Below are 17,886 nucleotides of genomic sequence, written 5' to 3' on the forward strand. Positions count from 1 at the left end.
GCTGGTCAGGCCCGCGACGGGGCGCTGAGCCCGGCGGGCCGCAGATCGTGTCGGTCAGGCGGGTCAGGTCGGGCGTGGTCAGGTCGGGCGGGCGTGGTCAGGGCGGGCGGGCGGGTCAGGTCGGGCGGGCGGGTCAGGTCGGCGGGGCGGCCGTCGGCAGCTGCGGCTCCGGGGGCAGACCGGTCGCCGCACCGGGCCGCGCCGGCGGCAGCGCCGGACGCACCACCCGCTCGGCCGACGGCACCGCGGTACGCCGCACCCGCAGCCAGGCGGACGCCTGGTCCGCGGGCAGGGCGGCGGAGACCAGCCAGCCCTGGACCGCGTCCACGCCCATACCGTGCAGCTGCTCCCAGGTCTCGTCGTCCTCCACGCCCTCGGCGACCACCGTGAGCCCCAGCGAGTGCGCCAGCTGCACGGACCAGCGGACCACCGCCGCATCGTGGTCGTCGGCCACCATCCGGGAGACGAACGACCGGTCGATCTTCAGCTCCCCCACCGGCAGGCTGCGCAGTCGCACCAGCGAGGAGTGCCCGGTACCGAAGTCGTCCAGGGACATCCCGACCCCGTGGCGGCGCAGCTCGTCCAGGGTGTCGGCGGCGCGGCGCGAGTCGTCCAGCAGCAGCCGCTCGGTGATCTCCAACTGGAGGGCCTGCGGCGGCACCGCGTAGCGGGCCAGCCGGTCGGCAACCCCGGCGGCGAAGCCGGGGGTCAGGACGTCGCGGGGCGAGACATTCACCGCGACCTGGACATCCAGTCCCTGGGCGCGCCACTCCGCGAGCTGGTGCACGGCCGCGTCCAGGACGTAGTCGGTGAGCCGGGGCATCAGACCGCTGGACTCGGCGAGCCCCACGAACTCCTCGGGGCTTATCCGGCCGCGGCCGGGCCGGTCCCAGCGCAGCAGTGCCTCCAGGCCGACGACCCGGCCGTCGAAGGCCACCTTGGGCTGGTAGTGCAGCTCGACCTCGCCGGCCTCCAGGGCGCGGCGCAGATCACCGAGGAGGCCGACCCGGATCGGGGTGTCGGCGTCGCGTTCCTGGTCGTACACCTCCACCCCGGTGCGGCCGCGCTGGGCATGGCCCATGGCGACGTCCGCACGGCGCAGCAGGGTCTCGGCGTCCGCGGCGTGGTCGGGGAAGATGCAGACGCCGGCGCTGGCCTCCACGGCGAGCAGCAGCCCGTCCAGCCGGCTGGGGGCGGCCAGCTCGGCGATCAACGCCCGGGCCAGGCGCTGAAGGGTGACCGGGCAGCCGACGCCGGGCAGCAGCACGGCGAACTCATCGCCGCCCATCCGGGCGACCACGGCCCGCCGGCCGCCCTGCACCGGCGGCGGGAGCACCGAGAAGGGGTCGTCCGCGCCGCCGCCCTGGGGGTTCCTGGACGCGCCGCCGGGCAGCAGCCTGCCGTCCCGCAGGGCGGCGTGCAGCCGCTGGGAGATCTGCACCAGCAGCCGGTCGCCGGCCGCATGGCCCAGGGTGTCGTTGAGCGACCGGAAGCGGTCGAGGTCCAGCAGGATCAGTCCGACCCGGCCGAGCGGCTCGGTGACCGGCACGCTGCTGCCCTGGGCGATGGCGGCGCGGGCGGCCAGCAGCAGGGCCTGGCGGTTGGGCAGTCCGGTGAGCGGGTCGGTGAGCTGGTCCCTGGCGCGGTCGCGAGCGATCCGCCAGGCGGCGATCAGCACCGCCAGCGGCACCGTGAAGAGCGGCAGCAGCTCGGCCTCGTGCTGTCCCACCAGCACGGCCAGCGGGATCAGCGGTGCCGCACCCGCCAGCACGATACCGAGCAGCAGTGCCGCCCCCGTGAGTCCCTGCGGAGGCGTCAACCCCTGCGGGGGATGGGGGGATGCGTCCCTGGTGGAGTGCCGTTCCATGCGCAGATCCTCCGTCGCCGCCCCCGCGGGGCCACCCTGCCATGTCTGTGCCTGCCGATCCGCGTCACATCTCACCGCGGGTCCGAAAGCCGTACATCCTTCGGTCCGCAGTGACGCAGCTCGGCACCACCCGCACGGTTGGGCGTCTCCCGCGGCGCGGGTGGTGGGTGCCTCGCCTGGTACCCCCCGGCGCAGTGACGGCATTGCCACTGTGCCCCCGCTTACACGGGCAGGCTGCGTTCAAGAGTAAATCCATGGACGGGATGTGGGCAGGGTTTCGGACATTCGAACGTGCGCAGCCGCACGGCGTCATACTGCCCCAACCCTGCCCCCTCGCAGCCGCGCTGACCTGGAGTCAGTCCTGCGCCTCGCTCTCGCCGCCGTCTGCCGCGGGCAGCCCGAGGTGGGCGCGGGCGGCGTCCGGCCCCTGCTCCAGCAGCACCGCGAACCCTTCGTCGTCCAGCACCGGCAGGCCCAGCTGAACGGCCTTGTCGTGCTTGGAGCCGGGGTTCTCGCCGACCACCACGAAAGCGGTCTTCTTGGAGACCGATCCGGTGACCTTGGCCCCCCGGGAGACCAGGGCCTCCTTGGCGCCGTCGCGGGTGTGCGAGGCGAGGGTGCCGGTGACCACCACGGTGAGGCCGGCGAGCAGGTCCGAGCCCTCCCCTTCGACTGCCTCCTCGGTGAAGCGGACGCCGGCCCGGCGCCACTTCTCGATGATCTCGCGGTGCCAGTCCTCGGCGAACCACTGGATGATGGAGGCGGCGATGGTCGGCCCGACGCCCTCGGTGGCGGCGAGCTCCGCCTCGCTCGCCGCGGCGATCCGGTCCAGGTCACGGAACTCCCTGGCCAGTGCCTGGGCAGCCACCGGACCGACATGGCGGATGGAGAGTCCGGCGATGATCCGGGCGAGCGGCCGCTCCCTGACCGCCTGGAGGTTCTCCAGCAGCGCGGTGGCGGTCTTCTTGGGCTCGCCCTTGAGGTTGGCGAAGAAGGCGACCACCTTCTCCTCACCGGTCTTCTCGTCCCGCTTGGGCAGGCCTGTGTCGGCGTCGCGGACCACGACCCTGATCGGCAGCAGCTGATCGATGGTCAGGTCGAAGAGGTCTCCCTCATCGGTGAGCGGCGGCTGCGCAGGCTCCAGCGGCTGGGTGAGTGCGGTGGCCGCGACATAGCCGAGTGCCTCGATGTCCAGGCAGCGGCGCCCTGCCAGATAGAAGATCCGCTCGCGCAGCTGGGCCGGGCAGGAGCGGGCGTTGGGACAGCGCAGGTCGATGTCGCCCTCGGACATCGGACGCAGCCCGGTGCCGCACTCCGGGCAGACGGCGGGCATCACGAACTCCCGCTCGGTGCCGTCCCGGAGGTCGACGACCGGGCCGAGGATCTCCGGGATGACGTCGCCGGCCTTGCGCAGCACCACCGTGTCACCGATGAGCACGCCCTTGGCCTTGACCACGTCCTGGTTGTGCAGGGTGGCGTACTCCACCACGGACCCGGCCACCCGCACAGGTTCCATCACCGCATACGGGGTGCAGCGCCCGGTGCGGCCGACATTGACCCGGATGTCCAGCAGCTTGGTGTTGACCTCCTCCGGTGGGTACTTCCAGGCGATGGCCCAGCGCGGGGCACGGGAGGTGGCGCCGAGCCGGCCCTGCAACGGGATCTCGTCGACCTTGACCACCACACCGTCGATCTCGTGCTCCACGGAGTGCCGGTGCTCGCCGAAGTAGGCGATGAACTCCTTGACCTCGGCAAGGGTGCGCACCACCGTGTTGTGCCGGGCGGTGGGCAGCCCCCAGGCCCGCAGCAGGTCATAGGCGTGCGACTGGCAGTCGATGTCGAACCCGCGCCGGGCACCGATCCCGTGCACCACCATGTGCAGCGGCCGGGTGGCGGTGACCCTGGGGTCCTTCTGCCGCAGCGAGCCGGAGGCGGAGTTGCGCGGGTTGGCGTAGGGATCCTCGCCGGCGGCGACCCGGGCGATGTTGAGCTGCTCGAACTCCTCGGTGGGGAAGTAGATCTCGCCGCGGATCTCCACCAGCTCGGGCACGGCGTGGCCGCCGTCCGTGCGGAGCTGGTCGGGGATCTCGGCGATGGTGCGGACGTTGGCGGTGACATCCTCACCGGTGCGTCCGTCGCCCCGGGTCGCGGCACGGACCAGCCGGCCGTGCTCGTACACCAGGTTGATCGCGGTGCCGTCCACCTTGAGCTCGCACAGGAAGTGGTACTCCTGGCCGCCCAGCTCGCGGGCGACGCGCTCGCCCCAGGCGTCCAGCTCCTCATCGGTGAAGGCGTTGTCCAGGCTGAGCATCCGCTCCAGATGCGCGACCTCGGCGAAGTCGTTGGAGTAGGTGCCGCCGACCTTCTGGGTGGGGGAATCCGGGGTGCGCAGCACGGTGTACTGCTCCTCCAGTCCCTCCAACTCCCGCATCAGCGCGTCGAACTCGGCATCGCTGACGACGGGGGCGTCCTTGACGTAGTACCGGAAGCGGTGCTCCTCGATCTCCTGCGCCAGCACGGAGTGCCGCTCACGGACCTCCGCGGGCACCTCCGTCAGGTCCACGACCTTGCCGTCACCGGCCACGCGAGCCTCCCAGATCTCGATGCGCCTACTCCGGTGTGTCCGCCAGGCTCCTGGCCGCCATGACGCTCTGTGACAGCACTCGTCGGGCCTGGGCGGGGGATGCCCCCGCCAGCCCGCAGCTCGGCGTCACCACGACTCGGCGGGCCAGCGACTCGGGGTCGAACCCCAGCCTGCGCCACAACCTCCTGACAACAGCGACACTACCGGCAGGGTCCGACAATGGGGCAGCCACGGCAGGCAGGACTCCGGCGAGGATCGAGGTGCCGCCCTCGACCGCCTCCCCGATCGCCTCGTCGTCACGCTCGGTCAGCAGCGACAGGTCCAGGGAGACCGCAACGGCGCCGGCCCGGCGCAGCAGCCCGATCGGCACCCCGGGCGCACAGCAGTGCACCGCCACCGGCACGTCCACCGCCCGGATCACCTCGCGCAGCGTCTGCTCGGCGACCTGCCGGTCCACCGCCCGCAGCCGCTGGAAGCCGCTCGCGGTGCGCACCTGTCCGGTCAGCACTGCGGGGAGCGAGGGTTCGTCGAGCTGCAGCACCAGTTGGGCGCCGGGCACCCGCCGCCGTACCTCCGCCAGATGTGCGACCAGGCCGTCGGTCAGCGACCCGGCGACGTCCCGGCAGGCGCCGGGGTCGGCGAGCGCCTTCTCGCCGTGCTTGAGCTCGATCGCGGCGGCCAGCGTCCACGGCCCCACGGCCTGCACCTTCAGCGGCCCGTCCCAGCCCTGGGTGAACTCCTCCAGGGCGTCCAGGTCCTCGCCCAGCCAGGAGTGCGCCCGCCTGGTGTCGCGCCCCGGCCGGTCGGCGAAGCGCCAGCCCGACGGCTCCAGCTGCGCGTACAGCTCGACCAGCAGCCCCGCGCTGCGCCCGATCATGTCGGCTCCGGGGCCCCTGGCGGGCAGCTCCGGCAGATGCGGCAGCGCCTCCAGCTCGCCGACGACGGTGCGTGCGGCCTCCCGGGCGTCGGTGCCGGGCATCGACCCGACCCCGGTCGCGGCGGCGGTCAGCTGGGGGAAGGGATGCTCAGTGTTCACGTCCGAAGGTTACGAGAAGCGCCGCCCGGACGGCGCCGGCTTCCGTCCCCGGCCCCGCAGCCCGCAGGGCCTGGGCGGCCGCTGCGGGCCGGGACCGCTGCCGGACGACGTCCGCTACCGGCCGGGCCGGACGGTGATGTCGGTGATCTCCGCGTCGCGGGGCAGGTCCAGCGCCGTGACGACGGCGGTGGCCACCGACTCGGGGTCGATCCAGGCGCCGGGGTCGTAGTCCCGGCCCTCCTGGGCGTGCACCTTCTGCTGCATGGGCGTGGCGGTGCGGCCGGGGTAGACGGTGGTGACCCGCACCCCGTTGCCGTGCTCCTCCTCGCGGAGCGAGTCGGCGAGGGCACGCAGCCCGAACTTGCTCGCGGCGTAGGCGCTCCAGTCGCCGTTGGCACGCAGGCCGGCGCCGGAGTTCACAAAGACCACATGGCCCCTGGCCGCGCGCAGGGAGGGCAGCAGCAGCCGGGTGAGCTCCGCGGGGGCCACGGTGTTGACCGCCAGTGTGTGCTGCCAGACCTTGACCGTCAGATCCCCCACGGGCCCCAGCTCGACCACACCGGCGATGTGCAGCAGCGAGTCCAGCTCCACCGGGAGCTCCTGGTGCCCGAACGCCCAGGAGAGCCGCTCCGGCTCGGCCAGGTCGCCGACCAGCGTACGGCTGCCGGGGAACCGCTCCCGCAGTTCCTTGGCCCGCCCGGCGTCCCTGGCCGTCAGCCACAGCTGCTCGCCCCGCGCGGTCAGCCGTTCGGCCACCGCCGCGCCGATACCGGATCCGGCCCCTGTGATCAGATGTGCACCCATGATCCGATTCCTATCACGCGGGTCAGGCAGCCGAGGCCTCGCCGGCGGTCTCCAGGTAGGCCAGGGCGGAGTCGGCGTCCTGGGCGAAGAAGACCAGCTCGTCCAGCGGGCGGGGCAGGAAGCCCTCGGCCTCCATGCGGGTCAGCTGGCTGCGCAGCCCGTCGTAGAACCCCTCGCTGTCCAGGACCACGATCGGCTTGCTGTGCAGGCCGTGCTTCTTGAGCTCCAGCACCTCGGTGAGCTCGTCCAGGGTGCCCAGCCCGCCCACCAGCACCACGACGGCGTCGGCCCGCTCCAGCAGGGCCGCCTTGCGCGCGGCCAGGTCGGCGGTCATCACCAGCTCGTCGGCGCCGCGGTACGCCTTGTGGGCCAGCAGCTCCACCAGAATGCCCACCAGCCGGCCGCCGGCGGCCTTGACGTTGTCGGCGAGCACACCCATCAGCCCGGCGTCGGAACCACCCCACACCAGGGTGTGGCCGCGCTCCCCCAGCAGGGTGGCGAACTCCTTCGCCGGAACGGTGTAGCGGTCGTCGAGAGAGTACGCGGAGCAGAAGACGCAGATATCCATGATGGGAAACAGGTATCACGCCGTCGCCCGTTCGGACCAGTCACTTCGTATACAGAGTCTTCTCGCGTACAGAGTCTTCGGGGACGCACAGCGCGGCCCCTGTCGCGCGGACCGGCCCGCGCAGCCTCAGGCCCGTGCCGGGTCGGACGCCGCGGTGGTGGTGGCGATGGTGGCGGAGCCCACCACCCGGGTGCCCTGGTAGAGCACCACGGCCTGGCCGGGGGCGATGCCCCGGGCGGGCTCGGCCAGGCGGACCCGCAGTCCGCCGTCGACGGTCTCCGCGGTCACCGGGACCTCGGCCCCATGGGCACGCAGCTGGGCGGTGTACTCCCCCGGGCCGGCCGGCGCGGGCCCGCACCAGCGGGGGCGGATGGCGGTGAGGGCCACCACGTCCAGCGCCTCGGCGGGGCCCACGGTGACCCGGTTGTCGACCGGGGAGATGTCCAGCACATAGCGGGGCTTGCCGTCCGGCGCGGGGCGGCCGAGCCGGAGGCCCTTGCGCTGGCCGACGGTGAACCCGTACGCGCCGTTGTGCTCGCCGACCTTGGTGCCGTCCACCTCCACGATGTCACCGGCCGCGGTGCCCAGACGCCGGGCCAGGAAACCCTGGGTGTCGCCGTCGGCGATGAAGCAGATGTCGTGGCTGTCGGGCTTGCGGGCGACCGCCAGGTCCCGGCGCTCGGCCTCCTCGCGGATCAGCTCCTTGGGGGTGTCCCCCAGCGGAAAGAACGCATGGGCCAGCTGGTCGGCGTCGAGCACGCCGAGCACATAGGACTGGTCCTTGGCGGTGTCCACGGCACGGTGCAGCTCACGGCCGCCGGGTCCGTCCGTGATCCGGGCGTAGTGGCCGGTGCAGACCGCGTCGAAGCCGAGGGCCAGCGCCTTGTCCAGCAGCGCCGCGAACTTGATCTTCTCATTGCAGCGCAGGCAGGGGTTGGGGGTACGGCCGGCCGCGTACTCGGCGACGAAGTCGTCCACCACGTCCTCGCGGAACCGGTCGGCCAGATCCCACACATAGAAGGGGATGCCGATCACATCGGCGGCCCGGCGGGCGTCCCGGGAGTCCTCCAGGGTGCAGCAGCCGCGGGCGCCGGTGCGGAAGGACTGCGGGTTGGCGGAGAGCGCCAGATGGACGCCGGTCACCTCGTGCCCGGCCTCGGCCGCACGGGCCGCGGCGACCGCCGAGTCCACGCCGCCGGACATCGCGGCCAGGATGCGCAGCCGACGGCCGCTCACCGCGGCAGGGAAGTCACTCATGATGTGCCCCAGAGTACGCGGCCCGGTCAGCGCCGTGCCGAGGCGATCCAGGCACCGCGGGCGCGCTCGACGACCGGGCCGATGGCCTCGGCCAGTGCGGCGACGTCCTCCGCGGTGCTGGTGTGGCCGAGTGAGAAGCGCAGCGAGGCACGGGCGGTGTCCGCGTCCGCTCCGGTGGCCAGCAGCACATGGCTGGGCTGCGGCACTCCGGCGGAGCAGGCCGAGCCGGTGGAGCACTCGATGCCGCGGGCGTCCAGCAGCATCAGCAGCGCGTCGCCCTCGCAGCCGGGGAAGGAGAAGTGCGCGTTGGCGGCGAGCCTGCCGTTCGGGTCGGGGTCGCCGTTGAGCACCGCGTCGGGGACGGCCGCCCGTACCGCCGCGACCAGCTCGTCGCGGAGCACGGTCATCGCCTTGGCGTGCTCGGCCTGCCGCTCCACCGCGATCCTGGCGGCCTCGGCGAACCCTGCGGCGGCGGGGACGTCCAGGGTCCCGGAGCGGACGTCCCGCTCCTGGCCTCCGCCGTGCAGCACCGGTACGGGGGTGAAGGTGCGCGCCAGCACCAGCGCGCCCACCCCGTAGGGTCCGCCGATCTTGTGCCCGGTGACGGTCATCGCGTCCAGGCCCGAGTCGGCGAAGGAGACCGGGACCTGTCCCAGTGCCTGGACCGCGTCGGAGTGGATCGGGATGCCGAACTCATGGGCCACCGCGGCGAGTTCGGCGACCGGCTGGAGGGTGCCGATCTCGTTGTTGGCCCACATCACGGTGACCAGTGCGACCGTCTGCGGTCCGCTGCCGCCCTCGATGGCCCGGCGCAGCGCCTCGGGATGGACCCTGCCGACCGCGTCCACGGGCAGGAACTCCACCTCGGCGCCCTCATGGTCGCCCAGCCAGTGCACCGCGTCCAGTACGGCATGGTGCTCCACGGGGCTGCACAGCACCCGGACCCTGGCCGGGTCGGCGTCCCGCCGGGCCCAGTAGAGGCCCTTGACCGCCAGGTTGTCGGACTCCGTGCCGCCGCCGGTGAGCACGATCTCGCCGGGTCTGGCGCCGAGCGCCCGCGCCAGCGTCTCCCGGGACTCCTCGACGACGCGTCGTGCGCGCCGTCCTGCCGCGTGCAGGGACGAGGCGTTGCCGGTGCTGCCGAGGTGTGCCGTCATGGCGTGGATCGCCTCGGGGAGCATCGGGGTTGTCGCGGCGTGATCAAGATAGGGCATGGCGCATCAATACTACGGTCCGCCCCGGGCGCGGGTGACCGTTGCGCCCTGCGCAACGCGAGGCTAGCGTGCTCACCCACACCGGCATCCGCGGTGAGGGGCAGAGGGGGGCTTCATGTCGCAGTCCGTGGACCGTGCGCTGACCGTGCTGGCCTCGCTCGCAGACGGCCCGGCCTCGCTGGAGCAGGCGGCCAACCGGCTGGGGGTGCACAAGTCGACCGCCATGCGGCTGCTGCACACCCTGGAGGAGCACGGCTTCGTCCACCGCCAGGACGACCACCGCTACCGGCTTGGCGGCAGGCTCTTCTCGCTGGGCCAGCTCGCCCTGGAGGGGTTCGACGTACGCCGGGTGGCCTCGCCGTACCTGGTCGCCCTCAATGAGCGCTACGGCCACACCGTCCATCTCGCGGTGCTGGAGGACGAGGAGGTGATCCATGTCGACAAGGTGGAGAGCCGCTACCCCGTACCGCCGCACTGCTGGCTGGGCGGCGCCTCCCGGATCGGCCGCCCCGCCGCACCGACCGCCTCGGCGGCGGCCAAGGTGCTGCTCGCCGAACTGCCCGACGAGCAGCGCCGCGAGCGGGTCGCCGCGCTGGACTTCCCGGCGCACACCGCGCGTTCCGTCCGCTCCGCCGAGGAGTATCTGGCCGAGCTGGACCAGGTGCGGGAGCGCGGCTGGGCGCAGGACCTCGGCGAGGTGGACGAGCGGGTGAACGCCGTGGCGGCGCCGATCCGCGGGGTGGCCGGCCGGACCATCGCGGCCTGCTCGATCTCCGCCCCGGCCGGGCCGGTGCCGGGCCCGGGCGAACTGCCGACAGTGCTGGCGGAGCTGCTGCCGGAGTTGCTCTGCACGGTGGAGGCGATCTCGCTCGCGTACGGCGGGCAGCCTACTCTTCGCTGGTGCGAGAGCCGATGCGGTGCCAGGCCCGCGGCGCGCGCCAGCCGTATCTGAGGGCCAGCATCCGCAGCACGAAGGCGACCAGGGCCGCGGCGGTGCCGGTGGCCGGGCCGAGTGCATGGGCGGCGATCAGCACCGCCACCAGAACGGCTGCCGCCAGCGCGGGCACCGCGTAGATCTCCCGGTCCCAGCGCAGCAACGAGGGGACCTCATTGGCCAGGACGTCGCGGATGACACCGCCGCCGACCGCGGTGGCGACGCCCAGCGCCACGGAGGCGACCGCGCCCAGGCCGTAGTCATGGGCCTTGGCGGTGCCGGTGACGGCGAACAGGCCGAGGCCGAGGGCGTCCAGCGACTGCACGGTCCAGTTGATCCGCTCGACCTCGGGGTGGAGGAAGAAGACCACCACGGCGGCGGCCAGCGGGGTGAAGAAGTAGCCGGTGTCGGTGAAGGCGGCCGGCGGCACCGCACCGATGACAAGGTCGCGCAGCACACCGCCGCCCAGGGCGGTGACCTCCGCGAGCATGGCGATGCCGAAGATGTCGAGGTTCTTACGGACCGCCAGCAGTCCGCCGGAGAGGGCGAAGACGAAGATGCCGGCGATGTCCAGGGTGTGCTGGACATCGTGGGTGAAGAGCTGCGAGGTCACCCGCACAGTTGTACCGGGTGCCGACCGCCGCGGAGCCCCTGGCTCCACCACGCCCGCAGGGGCGCGGGGAACGGCGCGACCAGCCCACGACGGGGGTGCAGGGCTGGTCGCGCGGTTCCCCGCGCCCCTGCGGGGCTGCGGGTCGGCGGCGTCAGACGGTGGTCTTCTGCTCCGCCTCGGCGCTGGGGGCGTTCTCCGGGAAGTGGCAGGCCACCTGGTGGCCGGTGGCCAGGGCGACCAGCGGCGGCTCGTCGGTGGCGCACTTCTCCTGCGCCTTCCAGCACCGGGTGCGGAACCGGCAGCCGCTGGGCGGGTTGATCGGCGACGGGACGTCACCGGTCAGCAGGATGCGCTCCCGCCTGCCCTTGCGGCGGGGGTCCGGCACCGGCACCGCCGACATCAGCGCATTGGTGTACGGGTGCATCGGCCGGGCGTAGAGGTCGTCCCGGTCCGCCAGCTCCACGATCTTGCCCAGGTACATCACGGCGACCCGGTCGGAGACGTGCCGGACCACCGAGAGGTCATGCGCGATGATCATGTAGGTGAGGCCGAGCTCCTGCTGGAGGTCGTCCAGCAGGTTGACCACCTGGGCCTGGATGGAGACGTCGAGGGCCGAGACCGGCTCGTCCGCGATGACCATCTTGGGCTTGAGGGCCAGCGCACGCGCAATGCCGATACGCTGCCGCTGGCCGCCGGAGAACTCGTGCGGATAGCGGTTGTAGTGCTCCGGGCTGAGACCGCAGAGCTCCAGGAGCTCCTGGACGGCCTTCTTCACGCCGCCCTCGGTCTTCACGTTCTGCAGCCGGAACGGGGCGCCCACGATGGTGCCGATGGTGTGCCGCGGGTTGAGCGACGAGTACGGGTCCTGGAAGATCATCTGGATGTCGCGGCGCAGCGGCCGCATCTTCCCGGTGGACAGGTGCGTGATGTCCACGCCCTCGAACTCGATGGTCCCGCTGGTCGGTTCCATGAGGCGGGTGACCAGCCGGCCGGTGGTCGACTTGCCGCAGCCGGATTCACCGACCACGCCCAGGGTCTCACCGGGCGCGACCGAGAAGTCGACGCCGTCGACCGCCTGCACCGCGCCGACCTGACGGCGCAGCAGCCCCTTGTGGATGGGGAAGTGCTTGGTCAGTCCGGTCACCTTGAGCAGCGGCTCACCGCTCCGCCGCGCGGCCGGGATCACCGCCGCCGTCTCGCTGTCCGTCATGATCGGTCTCGTCTCCTCGACGTCGTGCTTGTTCCCGGGGGGTCGCGCCGCGGCTCACAGCCGCGGCGCGACCTCCTCGGTGAAGATGCGGTGCCGCAGTTCCGCGGGCATGTGGCAGGCGGCCTGGTGCCGACCGCCGTCGCCGACCTGGATGAGCCGGGGCACCTCGGTGCTGGAGCGGCCCTCGGTGCGGTCCGCGTAGGGGCAGCGCGGGTGGAAGGCGCAGCCGTCCGGCACGTTGATCAGGCTGGGCGGGGAGCCCTTGACGGGCACCAGGCGGTCCTGGAGCTCGCGGTCGAGGCGGGGCATGGAGCCCAGCAGACCCCAGGTGTACGGGTGCTCGGGGCGCTCGAAGATGTCGGCCGACGGGCCCTTCTCCACGCACTTGCCGCCGTACATCACCAGGATGTCGTCGGCCAGCTCGGCCACCACGCCCAGGTCGTGGGTGATGATGATGACCGCGGAGCCGAACTCGTCCTGCAGGTCCCGGATGAGGTCCAGGATCTGCGCCTGCACGGTGACGTCCAGCGCGGTGGTCGGCTCGTCGGCGATCAGCAGCGACGGGTCGTTGGAGAGCGCCATGGCGATCATCGCTCGCTGCCGCATACCGCCCGAGAACTGGTGGGGGTAGTCGTCCACCCGGCGGTTGGGCTGCGGGATGCCGACGCGGCGGAGCATCTCGATGGCGTGCTCGCGCGCCGCCTTCTTGCTCACCTTGGGGTTGTGCACCCGGTGGGCCTCGATGATCTGCGCGCCCACCGTGTAGAAGGGGTGCATCGCGGTCAGCGGGTCCTGGAAGATCATCGCCATCTTCTGGCCGCGGAGCTGACGCACCCGCTCGGGGTCGGCGGAGATCAGCTCCTCGCCGTCCAGCCAGATCTCACCGCTCATCCGCGCGCCGCGGGTCTTGGTGGCGGCGCGGTGCAGACCGAGGATGGAGAGGGAGGTGACCGACTTCCCGGAGCCGGACTCGCCCACGATGCCGAGGGTCTTGCCCTTCTCCAGGGTGAAGTTGAGCCCGTCCACCGACTTGACGAGGCCGTCGTCGGTGGGGAAGTGCACCTTGAGGTCGCGGACGGCCAGGAACGAGTCCGGCGCGTCGCTCCGGCGCTCCGGCACCAGGGTGGCGGCGGGCGCGTCCTCGATGTCGGAGGGTGCCTCGGACGAGGTGGTCTTGCGGAATGTCATCCGAGCCTCACTCGGGGGTCCACGACCGCGTAGAGCAGGTCGACGATCAGGTTGGCCATCACGATGAAGAACGCGGCGAACAAGGTGACGCCCATGATCATGGGCAGGTCGTTGCTCTTGATCCCCTGGAGCGCCTCGAAGCCGAGGCCCTTCAGGTTGAAGACGTTCTCGGTGAGGATGGCGCCGCCGATGAGTCCGCCCAGGTCGAGACCGAAGACGGTAAGGATGGGCGTCAGGGTGGAGCGCATGGCGTGCTTGCCGATCACGACGCGCTCCCGCAGCCCCTTGGCCCGGGCGGTGCGGATGTAGTCCTCCCCCATGACCTCCAGCATGGTGGCCCGGGTGAGGCGCGCATAGGTGGCCGCGTAGAGGAAGGCCAGGGTGATCCAGGGCAGGATCAGGTTCTGCGCCCAGGAGATCGGATCGTCGGTGAAATTCACATAGTTGCTCGGTGGCAGCCATCCCAGGCTGTAGATCACCACCGCCGACGAGATCAGTCCGGTGAAGTAAATGGGTAGTGAGACGCCGGCCAGCGCAGTGACCATCGTGATCCGGTCGGTCAGGGTGCGTCTGCGGAGTGCGGAGAGCACACCGGTGGCCACGCCGCCGACCAGCCAGAGCACCGAAGCACCGGCCGCCAGCGAGGCGGTCACCGGGACGGCGTCGACCAGCGTCGGCCAGACAGGCTGCTCGTTCTGGATCGAGTATCCGAAGCACGGCGCAGGGCAGTGGCTGACGTCGGGGCCGTTGTTGTAGTCGCGACCGGCGACCACGCCCTTGACGAACATGCCGTACTGCTCGTAGATCGGCTTGTCGAAGCCGAACTTGACGCGCAGCCCCTGGATGGCCACGGGGTTGGCGTTCTTGCCGACGTACCGCAGGACAGGGTCGCTGCCCGAGAGCTTCGGCACCATGAAGAAGATGCCAAAGGTCACCATCGAAGTGACCAGCAGCATCACGACGACGTTGACGAGCCGCCTGAAGATGTAAACGAGCACTGCGCTCGGCCGGCCGGTGGCCGGCTGCCGCACCCTGTGGGGTTGCGGCAGCCGGTCCCGGCCGGCCTTCACCTGCCCTTCGGTCTAGCGTGGCTTACAGGTGGGACGGCGTTACTTGCCGTCGGAGACGCCGAGGGCCTGGAAGTCGACCATGCCGAACGCCTGGTGGATGTAGACGTTGGTCAGTCGGGGGTTCCGGTAGTTGAGCGCCTGGTCGTAGACCACGGGCAGGTAGAGTGCCTGGTCCATGACCATGTGGTTGATCTTGGTGTAGTCGGCGGCGACGGCGTTGGGGTCGGTCTGCTTCTGCGCGTCGTCGATCAGACCGTTGATCTGCGGGTCGTTGACCTCGGTGTAGTTGTTGTTGCCGGCCGGCAGGATCTGGCGGCCGTCCACCAGCACACCGAGGAAGCCCGAGGCGGTCGGGAAGTCGGCGCCCCAGCCGAACACGTTGAGGCCGTAGCCCTTCTTGTGCACGTTCGCCGGCGCACCCATGACGGACGACGACTGCGCACCGTCGTACTGGTCGATCGACGCGGTGATGCCCACGGCCTTCAGGGCCGCCTGCAGCGCCTCGGCGGTCTTGACCTCCTTGGGCTTGTTGTTACGCGCCGCGATCACCGTGCTGAAGCCGTTGGGCTTGCCGCACTCGGCCAGCTCCTGCTTCGCCTTGGTGAGGTCCGGCTTGCCGTCGGCCAGCTGGTACGGGTCGTAGTTGTCGTGGCCCAGGATGTTCGGCGGCAGCATGTTGGTCGCCAGCGCACCTGCGGTCGGGCCGCCACGGGCGGTCTGCAGGTCCGTGGTGTTGGCCGCGTACTCCACAGCCTTGCGGCAGTGGATGTTGTCGAACGGCTTGACCTTGGTCTGCATCGAGATGTAGCGGATGAAGCCGTTCGGCGGGTCGTCCGTGTTGGCCTTGAGGTCAGGCTGGGTGAGCACCTTCGCCTGGGCGGCCTGCTGGACGCCGACCTGGCCGATGTCGAGGTCCGCGGTGCCGGTCAGCAGCCGGTTGTCGAGGTCGTCCGGGTTGGTGGTGATGGTGACGTTGATCTTGTCCGGCAGAGCCTTGCGGATCGTGTCGGTCGACTGGTCCCAGTTGGGGTTCCGGACGAAGGCCACGGACTTGTTCGGCTGGTACGAGGCGATCTTGTACGGTCCGCTCGACTGCGGCATGCTGCCGTACTTCGCGCCGGTGTCCTTGGACTGCTGGACCGGGGCGGCACCGCCCATCGCCAGGTAGTAGATGAAGTCCGAGGACGGCGCGGCCAGGTGGAAGACGATGGTCGAGTCGTCCGGCGTCTCGACGGACTTCAGACCGAGCTTGTCCTTGTCCGTGTCCTTGTACGGGCCGGGGTACTTCTGGCCCTGGTCCAGCGCGGAGATCAGGTAGACCGGGCCGCCGGGCAGGACGTCCTGGGCGAAGACGCGCTCGATGCCGTACTTGATGTCCTTCGAGGTGATCGCGGTGCCGTCGTCGAACTTGACGCCGCTCTTCAGCTTGAAGGTGTAGGTCTTGCCGTCCGAGCTGATCGTCGGCATGGCCTGCGCCAGGTCGGGCTTCAGCTGGAGGCCCGCCGAGCCCGGGTCGCTCGGGTAGGCGATCAGGGTGCGGGTGTACAGGCGCTGCATGTCCCAGACGAACGCGTAGTAGCCGCGCGCCGGGTCCCATGAGTCGGCGTCCTGGCTCGACCAGAGGTTGAGCGTGCCGCCCTTCTTGTCCGAGACGTTCACCGCCTTGGCGACAGCGGCGTTGAAGCCCGCGCCCTTGGCGGAGGACGAGGAGCCGGAGCCACCGCCCTTCGAGCCGCCGCACGCGGCGGTGAGGGTCAGGGCTGCGGCGACGGCCGCGGCGGCCAGAACCTTCTTACGATAGATCACTGTGGTGTCAACCTCCGAGAATTCCAGGCCCTTTCGGCCCGGGACCTGACTGCCATATGAGGAGCCGACTGCTCTCCACCGAGTGGGGTGCTGTCCGGCGGGTCGGTGACCGGCGGGGGCCGGTCGGTTTCAGTTCCCCTTGGGATCGAGCGCGTCGCGCAGACCGTCGCCGAAGAGATTGAAGGCAAGGACGGTCACGAAAATGGCGAGACCCGGAACCACCATGTAGGTCGGGTCGACCTGGTACGTGCTCACCGCGTCCGAGAGCATCTGCCCCCAGGACGGCGTCGGCGGCTTCACCCCGACGCCGAGGAAGCTGAGGGCGGCTTCGCTGAGGATGTTGGTGGGGATGATCAGCGTGGCATAGACCAGCACCGGGGCCACCAGGTTGGGGAAGAGCTCCTTGGCGAGGATGTGGCCGGGGCCTGCCCCTATGCTCTTGGCCGCGTCCACGAACTCCCGCTCGCGCAGCGAGAGGGTCTGGCCGCGGACGATACGTCCGATGTACGGCCAGCCGAAGAAGCCGATGACCGTCACCAGCACCCCGATGCGGACTCCGCTGCCACTGAGGCCGAGCACCTTGTCGGGCAGGACGGAGACCAGCGCGATGCTGAAGAGCAGCTGCGGGAAGGCGAGCAGCACATCCATCACACGGCTGATCACCGCGTCGACCCAGCCGCCGAAGTAGCCGGCGGCAAGGCCCATCGCGACACCGATGACCACGGAGACGCCGGCGGCGAGGAAGGCGACCAGCAACGACACCCGGGCGCCGTACACGATGCGGCTGAACACGTCCCGGCCGAACGTCGGGTCGACGCCCAGCAGGAACTTGCTGCTCATTCCGCCGAACGCGCCCTTGGGCGTTCCCAGGTTGGGGTCGATCTGGTCGCTGTGCGGGAGGTCCACGGGATACCCGAAGATGTGGGTGATCACCGGCGCGAGCACCGCAACCATGATCAGCACCACGACCACGATGCCGCCCGTGAGGGCAACCTTGTCGCGCTTGAGGCGGTCCCATGCGATGCGCCCGGGCGATCGGCCCTGGATCTTCTTTCCCTGCACCTCAGGCAGTTGCTCGGGAACCGCAAGTGTCGCGGTTCCGCTGTCGTGCAGTGGAGCAGTCATGTTGGTAGAGACCCCCTAGCCGGCGGTGACCGGCACGCGGTGCCCAGACCGCCCTGCCTGCCGGACCCGGTGATGACGGGAGCGGCGGCGCGAAGCGGTCGCAGTTCACGGATGGTGCCTGGGTGCAGTGGTGCGGCGTTGCGGATGGAGCGTCGGACGTTGCGGGATCCGTCCGCGCCGCCGCCCTGGTGGGGCAGCGTCAGTGCATGCGCGGAAACGGTTCACCGGTGATCGTGCGGACTGGGCCCGGGGTGAGGGCCGTCGCTACGGAGCACCGGTTTTTGGTGCGTCGCGCGAGGCGTCCTCGACTCACGGCGTGCGGCGCAACTCTGCTTCGTCCGGATAGCGGTGCGCCAGACCCATTCGGCGATGTTTGCATAACTGTGATCTGCCTGCATGCACACTCGACACCTGCGAATGGAGCTCTTCATGCGCCCGTAACACTCAGCACACACCGCAGGCGGACGCGAGTAGACCCACGCCCCCTACCTACCCCTCCAGCAACTGCTCCGACATTCTCCCCCGGACATGTCATTGCAACACCTCAAGTTTTGACCAGAGTTCGGACATTCGCCAGGCGCATGGCAATGAGTTCCCGGAGCGTCCCCGA

At 70.9% G+C, this 17,886-nt stretch carries 14 protein-coding genes; 1 reads left to right on the top strand and 13 read right to left on the bottom strand.

Annotation, left to right across the window (positions count from 1 at the left end; all coding sequences use genetic code 11):
• Positions 1 to 133: 133 nt before the first annotated feature.
• The 7 genes from AB0761_RS13845 to AB0761_RS13875 form a co-directional block, all read right to left on the bottom strand.
• Complete coding sequence (locus tag AB0761_RS13845) at positions 134 to 1,867, bottom strand: putative bifunctional diguanylate cyclase/phosphodiesterase (protein ID WP_377269283.1); 1,734 nt, start codon at positions 1,865 to 1,867, stop codon at positions 134 to 136.
• Between the two features lie 355 nt (positions 1,868 to 2,222).
• Positions 2,223 to 4,451: an NAD-dependent DNA ligase LigA gene (gene ligA, locus AB0761_RS13850; protein ID WP_377269284.1), complete on the bottom strand. Its 2,229-nt coding sequence runs from the start codon at positions 4,449 to 4,451 to the stop codon at positions 2,223 to 2,225.
• 25 nt (positions 4,452 to 4,476) lie between these two features.
• Complete coding sequence (locus tag AB0761_RS13855) at positions 4,477 to 5,487, bottom strand: methionine synthase (RefSeq protein WP_377269285.1); 1,011 nt, start codon at positions 5,485 to 5,487, stop codon at positions 4,477 to 4,479.
• A 114-nt stretch (positions 5,488 to 5,601) separates the two neighbouring features.
• On the bottom strand, positions 5,602 to 6,291 hold the full coding sequence (locus tag AB0761_RS13860; RefSeq protein WP_377269286.1) for an SDR family oxidoreductase: 690 nt from the start codon (positions 6,289 to 6,291) through the stop codon (positions 5,602 to 5,604).
• 22 nt (positions 6,292 to 6,313) lie between these two features.
• Positions 6,314 to 6,859, bottom strand: coding sequence for a TIGR00730 family Rossman fold protein (locus tag AB0761_RS13865; RefSeq protein ID WP_377269287.1), 546 nt, complete (start codon positions 6,857 to 6,859; stop codon positions 6,314 to 6,316).
• 126 nt (positions 6,860 to 6,985) lie between these two features.
• A complete protein-coding gene (mnmA, locus tag AB0761_RS13870) occupies positions 6,986 to 8,116 on the bottom strand; it encodes a tRNA 2-thiouridine(34) synthase MnmA (RefSeq protein WP_377269288.1) in 1,131 nt (376 codons plus the stop codon).
• Between the two features lie 26 nt (positions 8,117 to 8,142).
• Complete coding sequence (locus AB0761_RS13875) at positions 8,143 to 9,330, bottom strand: cysteine desulfurase family protein (RefSeq protein WP_377269289.1); 1,188 nt, start codon at positions 9,328 to 9,330, stop codon at positions 8,143 to 8,145.
• Positions 9,331 to 9,445: 115 nt separating this feature from the next.
• On the opposite strand from AB0761_RS13875, the gene AB0761_RS13880 reads away from it, so the two are divergent.
• A complete protein-coding gene (locus AB0761_RS13880; RefSeq protein WP_377269290.1) occupies positions 9,446 to 10,282 on the top strand; it encodes an IclR family transcriptional regulator in 837 nt (278 codons plus the stop codon).
• On the opposite strand, the gene AB0761_RS13885 is transcribed toward AB0761_RS13880, so the two are convergent.
• The 6 genes from AB0761_RS13885 to AB0761_RS13910 form a co-directional block, all read right to left on the bottom strand.
• Positions 10,218 to 10,877: a trimeric intracellular cation channel family protein gene (locus AB0761_RS13885; protein ID WP_377269291.1), complete on the bottom strand. Its 660-nt coding sequence runs from the start codon at positions 10,875 to 10,877 to the stop codon at positions 10,218 to 10,220. The genes AB0761_RS13880 and AB0761_RS13885 overlap by 65 nt on opposite strands.
• 151 nt (positions 10,878 to 11,028) lie before the next feature.
• On the bottom strand, positions 11,029 to 12,087 hold the full coding sequence (locus AB0761_RS13890) for an ABC transporter ATP-binding protein (protein ID WP_377269292.1): 1,059 nt from the start codon (positions 12,085 to 12,087) through the stop codon (positions 11,029 to 11,031).
• 54 nt (positions 12,088 to 12,141) lie between these two features.
• Positions 12,142 to 13,275, bottom strand: coding sequence for an ABC transporter ATP-binding protein (locus AB0761_RS13895; RefSeq protein WP_377269293.1), 1,134 nt, complete (start codon positions 13,273 to 13,275; stop codon positions 12,142 to 12,144).
• Positions 13,272 to 14,273 (bottom strand): ABC transporter permease, encoded by a 1,002-nt coding sequence (locus tag AB0761_RS13900; RefSeq protein WP_377269294.1) that lies wholly within the window; start codon positions 14,271 to 14,273, stop codon positions 13,272 to 13,274. Before AB0761_RS13900 ends, AB0761_RS13895 begins: the two co-directional genes overlap by 4 nt.
• A gap of 111 nt (positions 14,274 to 14,384) precedes the next feature.
• Positions 14,385 to 16,151 (bottom strand): ABC transporter substrate-binding protein, encoded by a 1,767-nt coding sequence (locus tag AB0761_RS13905; RefSeq protein WP_377269295.1) that lies wholly within the window; start codon positions 16,149 to 16,151, stop codon positions 14,385 to 14,387.
• A gap of 129 nt (positions 16,152 to 16,280) precedes the next feature.
• Positions 16,281 to 17,276, bottom strand: coding sequence for an ABC transporter permease (locus AB0761_RS13910; RefSeq protein WP_377269296.1), 996 nt, complete (start codon positions 17,274 to 17,276; stop codon positions 16,281 to 16,283).
• Positions 17,277 to 17,886: the final 610 nt, after the last annotated feature.

Origin of the sequence: Peterkaempfera podocarpi, assembly GCF_042466665.1 — a bacterium.
GTDB lineage: Bacteria > Actinomycetota > Actinomycetes > Streptomycetales > Streptomycetaceae > Peterkaempfera > Peterkaempfera podocarpi.

Coding starts and splice junctions, on each gene's coding strand:
- AB0761_RS13845 (WP_377269283.1), bottom strand. CDS start 1,867: ATGGAACGGCACTCCACCAGGGACGCATCCCCCCATCCCCCGCAGGGG.
- AB0761_RS13860 (WP_377269286.1), bottom strand. CDS start 6,291: ATGGGTGCACATCTGATCACAGGGGCCGGATCCGGTATCGGCGCGGCG.
- AB0761_RS13865 (WP_377269287.1), bottom strand. CDS start 6,859: ATGGATATCTGCGTCTTCTGCTCCGCGTACTCTCTCGACGACCGCTAC.
- mnmA (WP_377269288.1), bottom strand. CDS start 8,116: ATGAGTGACTTCCCTGCCGCGGTGAGCGGCCGTCGGCTGCGCATCCTG.
- AB0761_RS13875 (WP_377269289.1), bottom strand. CDS start 9,330: ATGCCCTATCTTGATCACGCCGCGACAACCCCGATGCTCCCCGAGGCG.
- AB0761_RS13880 (WP_377269290.1), top strand. CDS start 9,446: ATGTCGCAGTCCGTGGACCGTGCGCTGACCGTGCTGGCCTCGCTCGCA.
- AB0761_RS13890 (WP_377269292.1), bottom strand. CDS start 12,087: ATGACGGACAGCGAGACGGCGGCGGTGATCCCGGCCGCGCGGCGGAGC.
- AB0761_RS13895 (WP_377269293.1), bottom strand. CDS start 13,275: ATGACATTCCGCAAGACCACCTCGTCCGAGGCACCCTCCGACATCGAG.
- AB0761_RS13910 (WP_377269296.1), bottom strand. CDS start 17,276: ATGACTGCTCCACTGCACGACAGCGGAACCGCGACACTTGCGGTTCCC.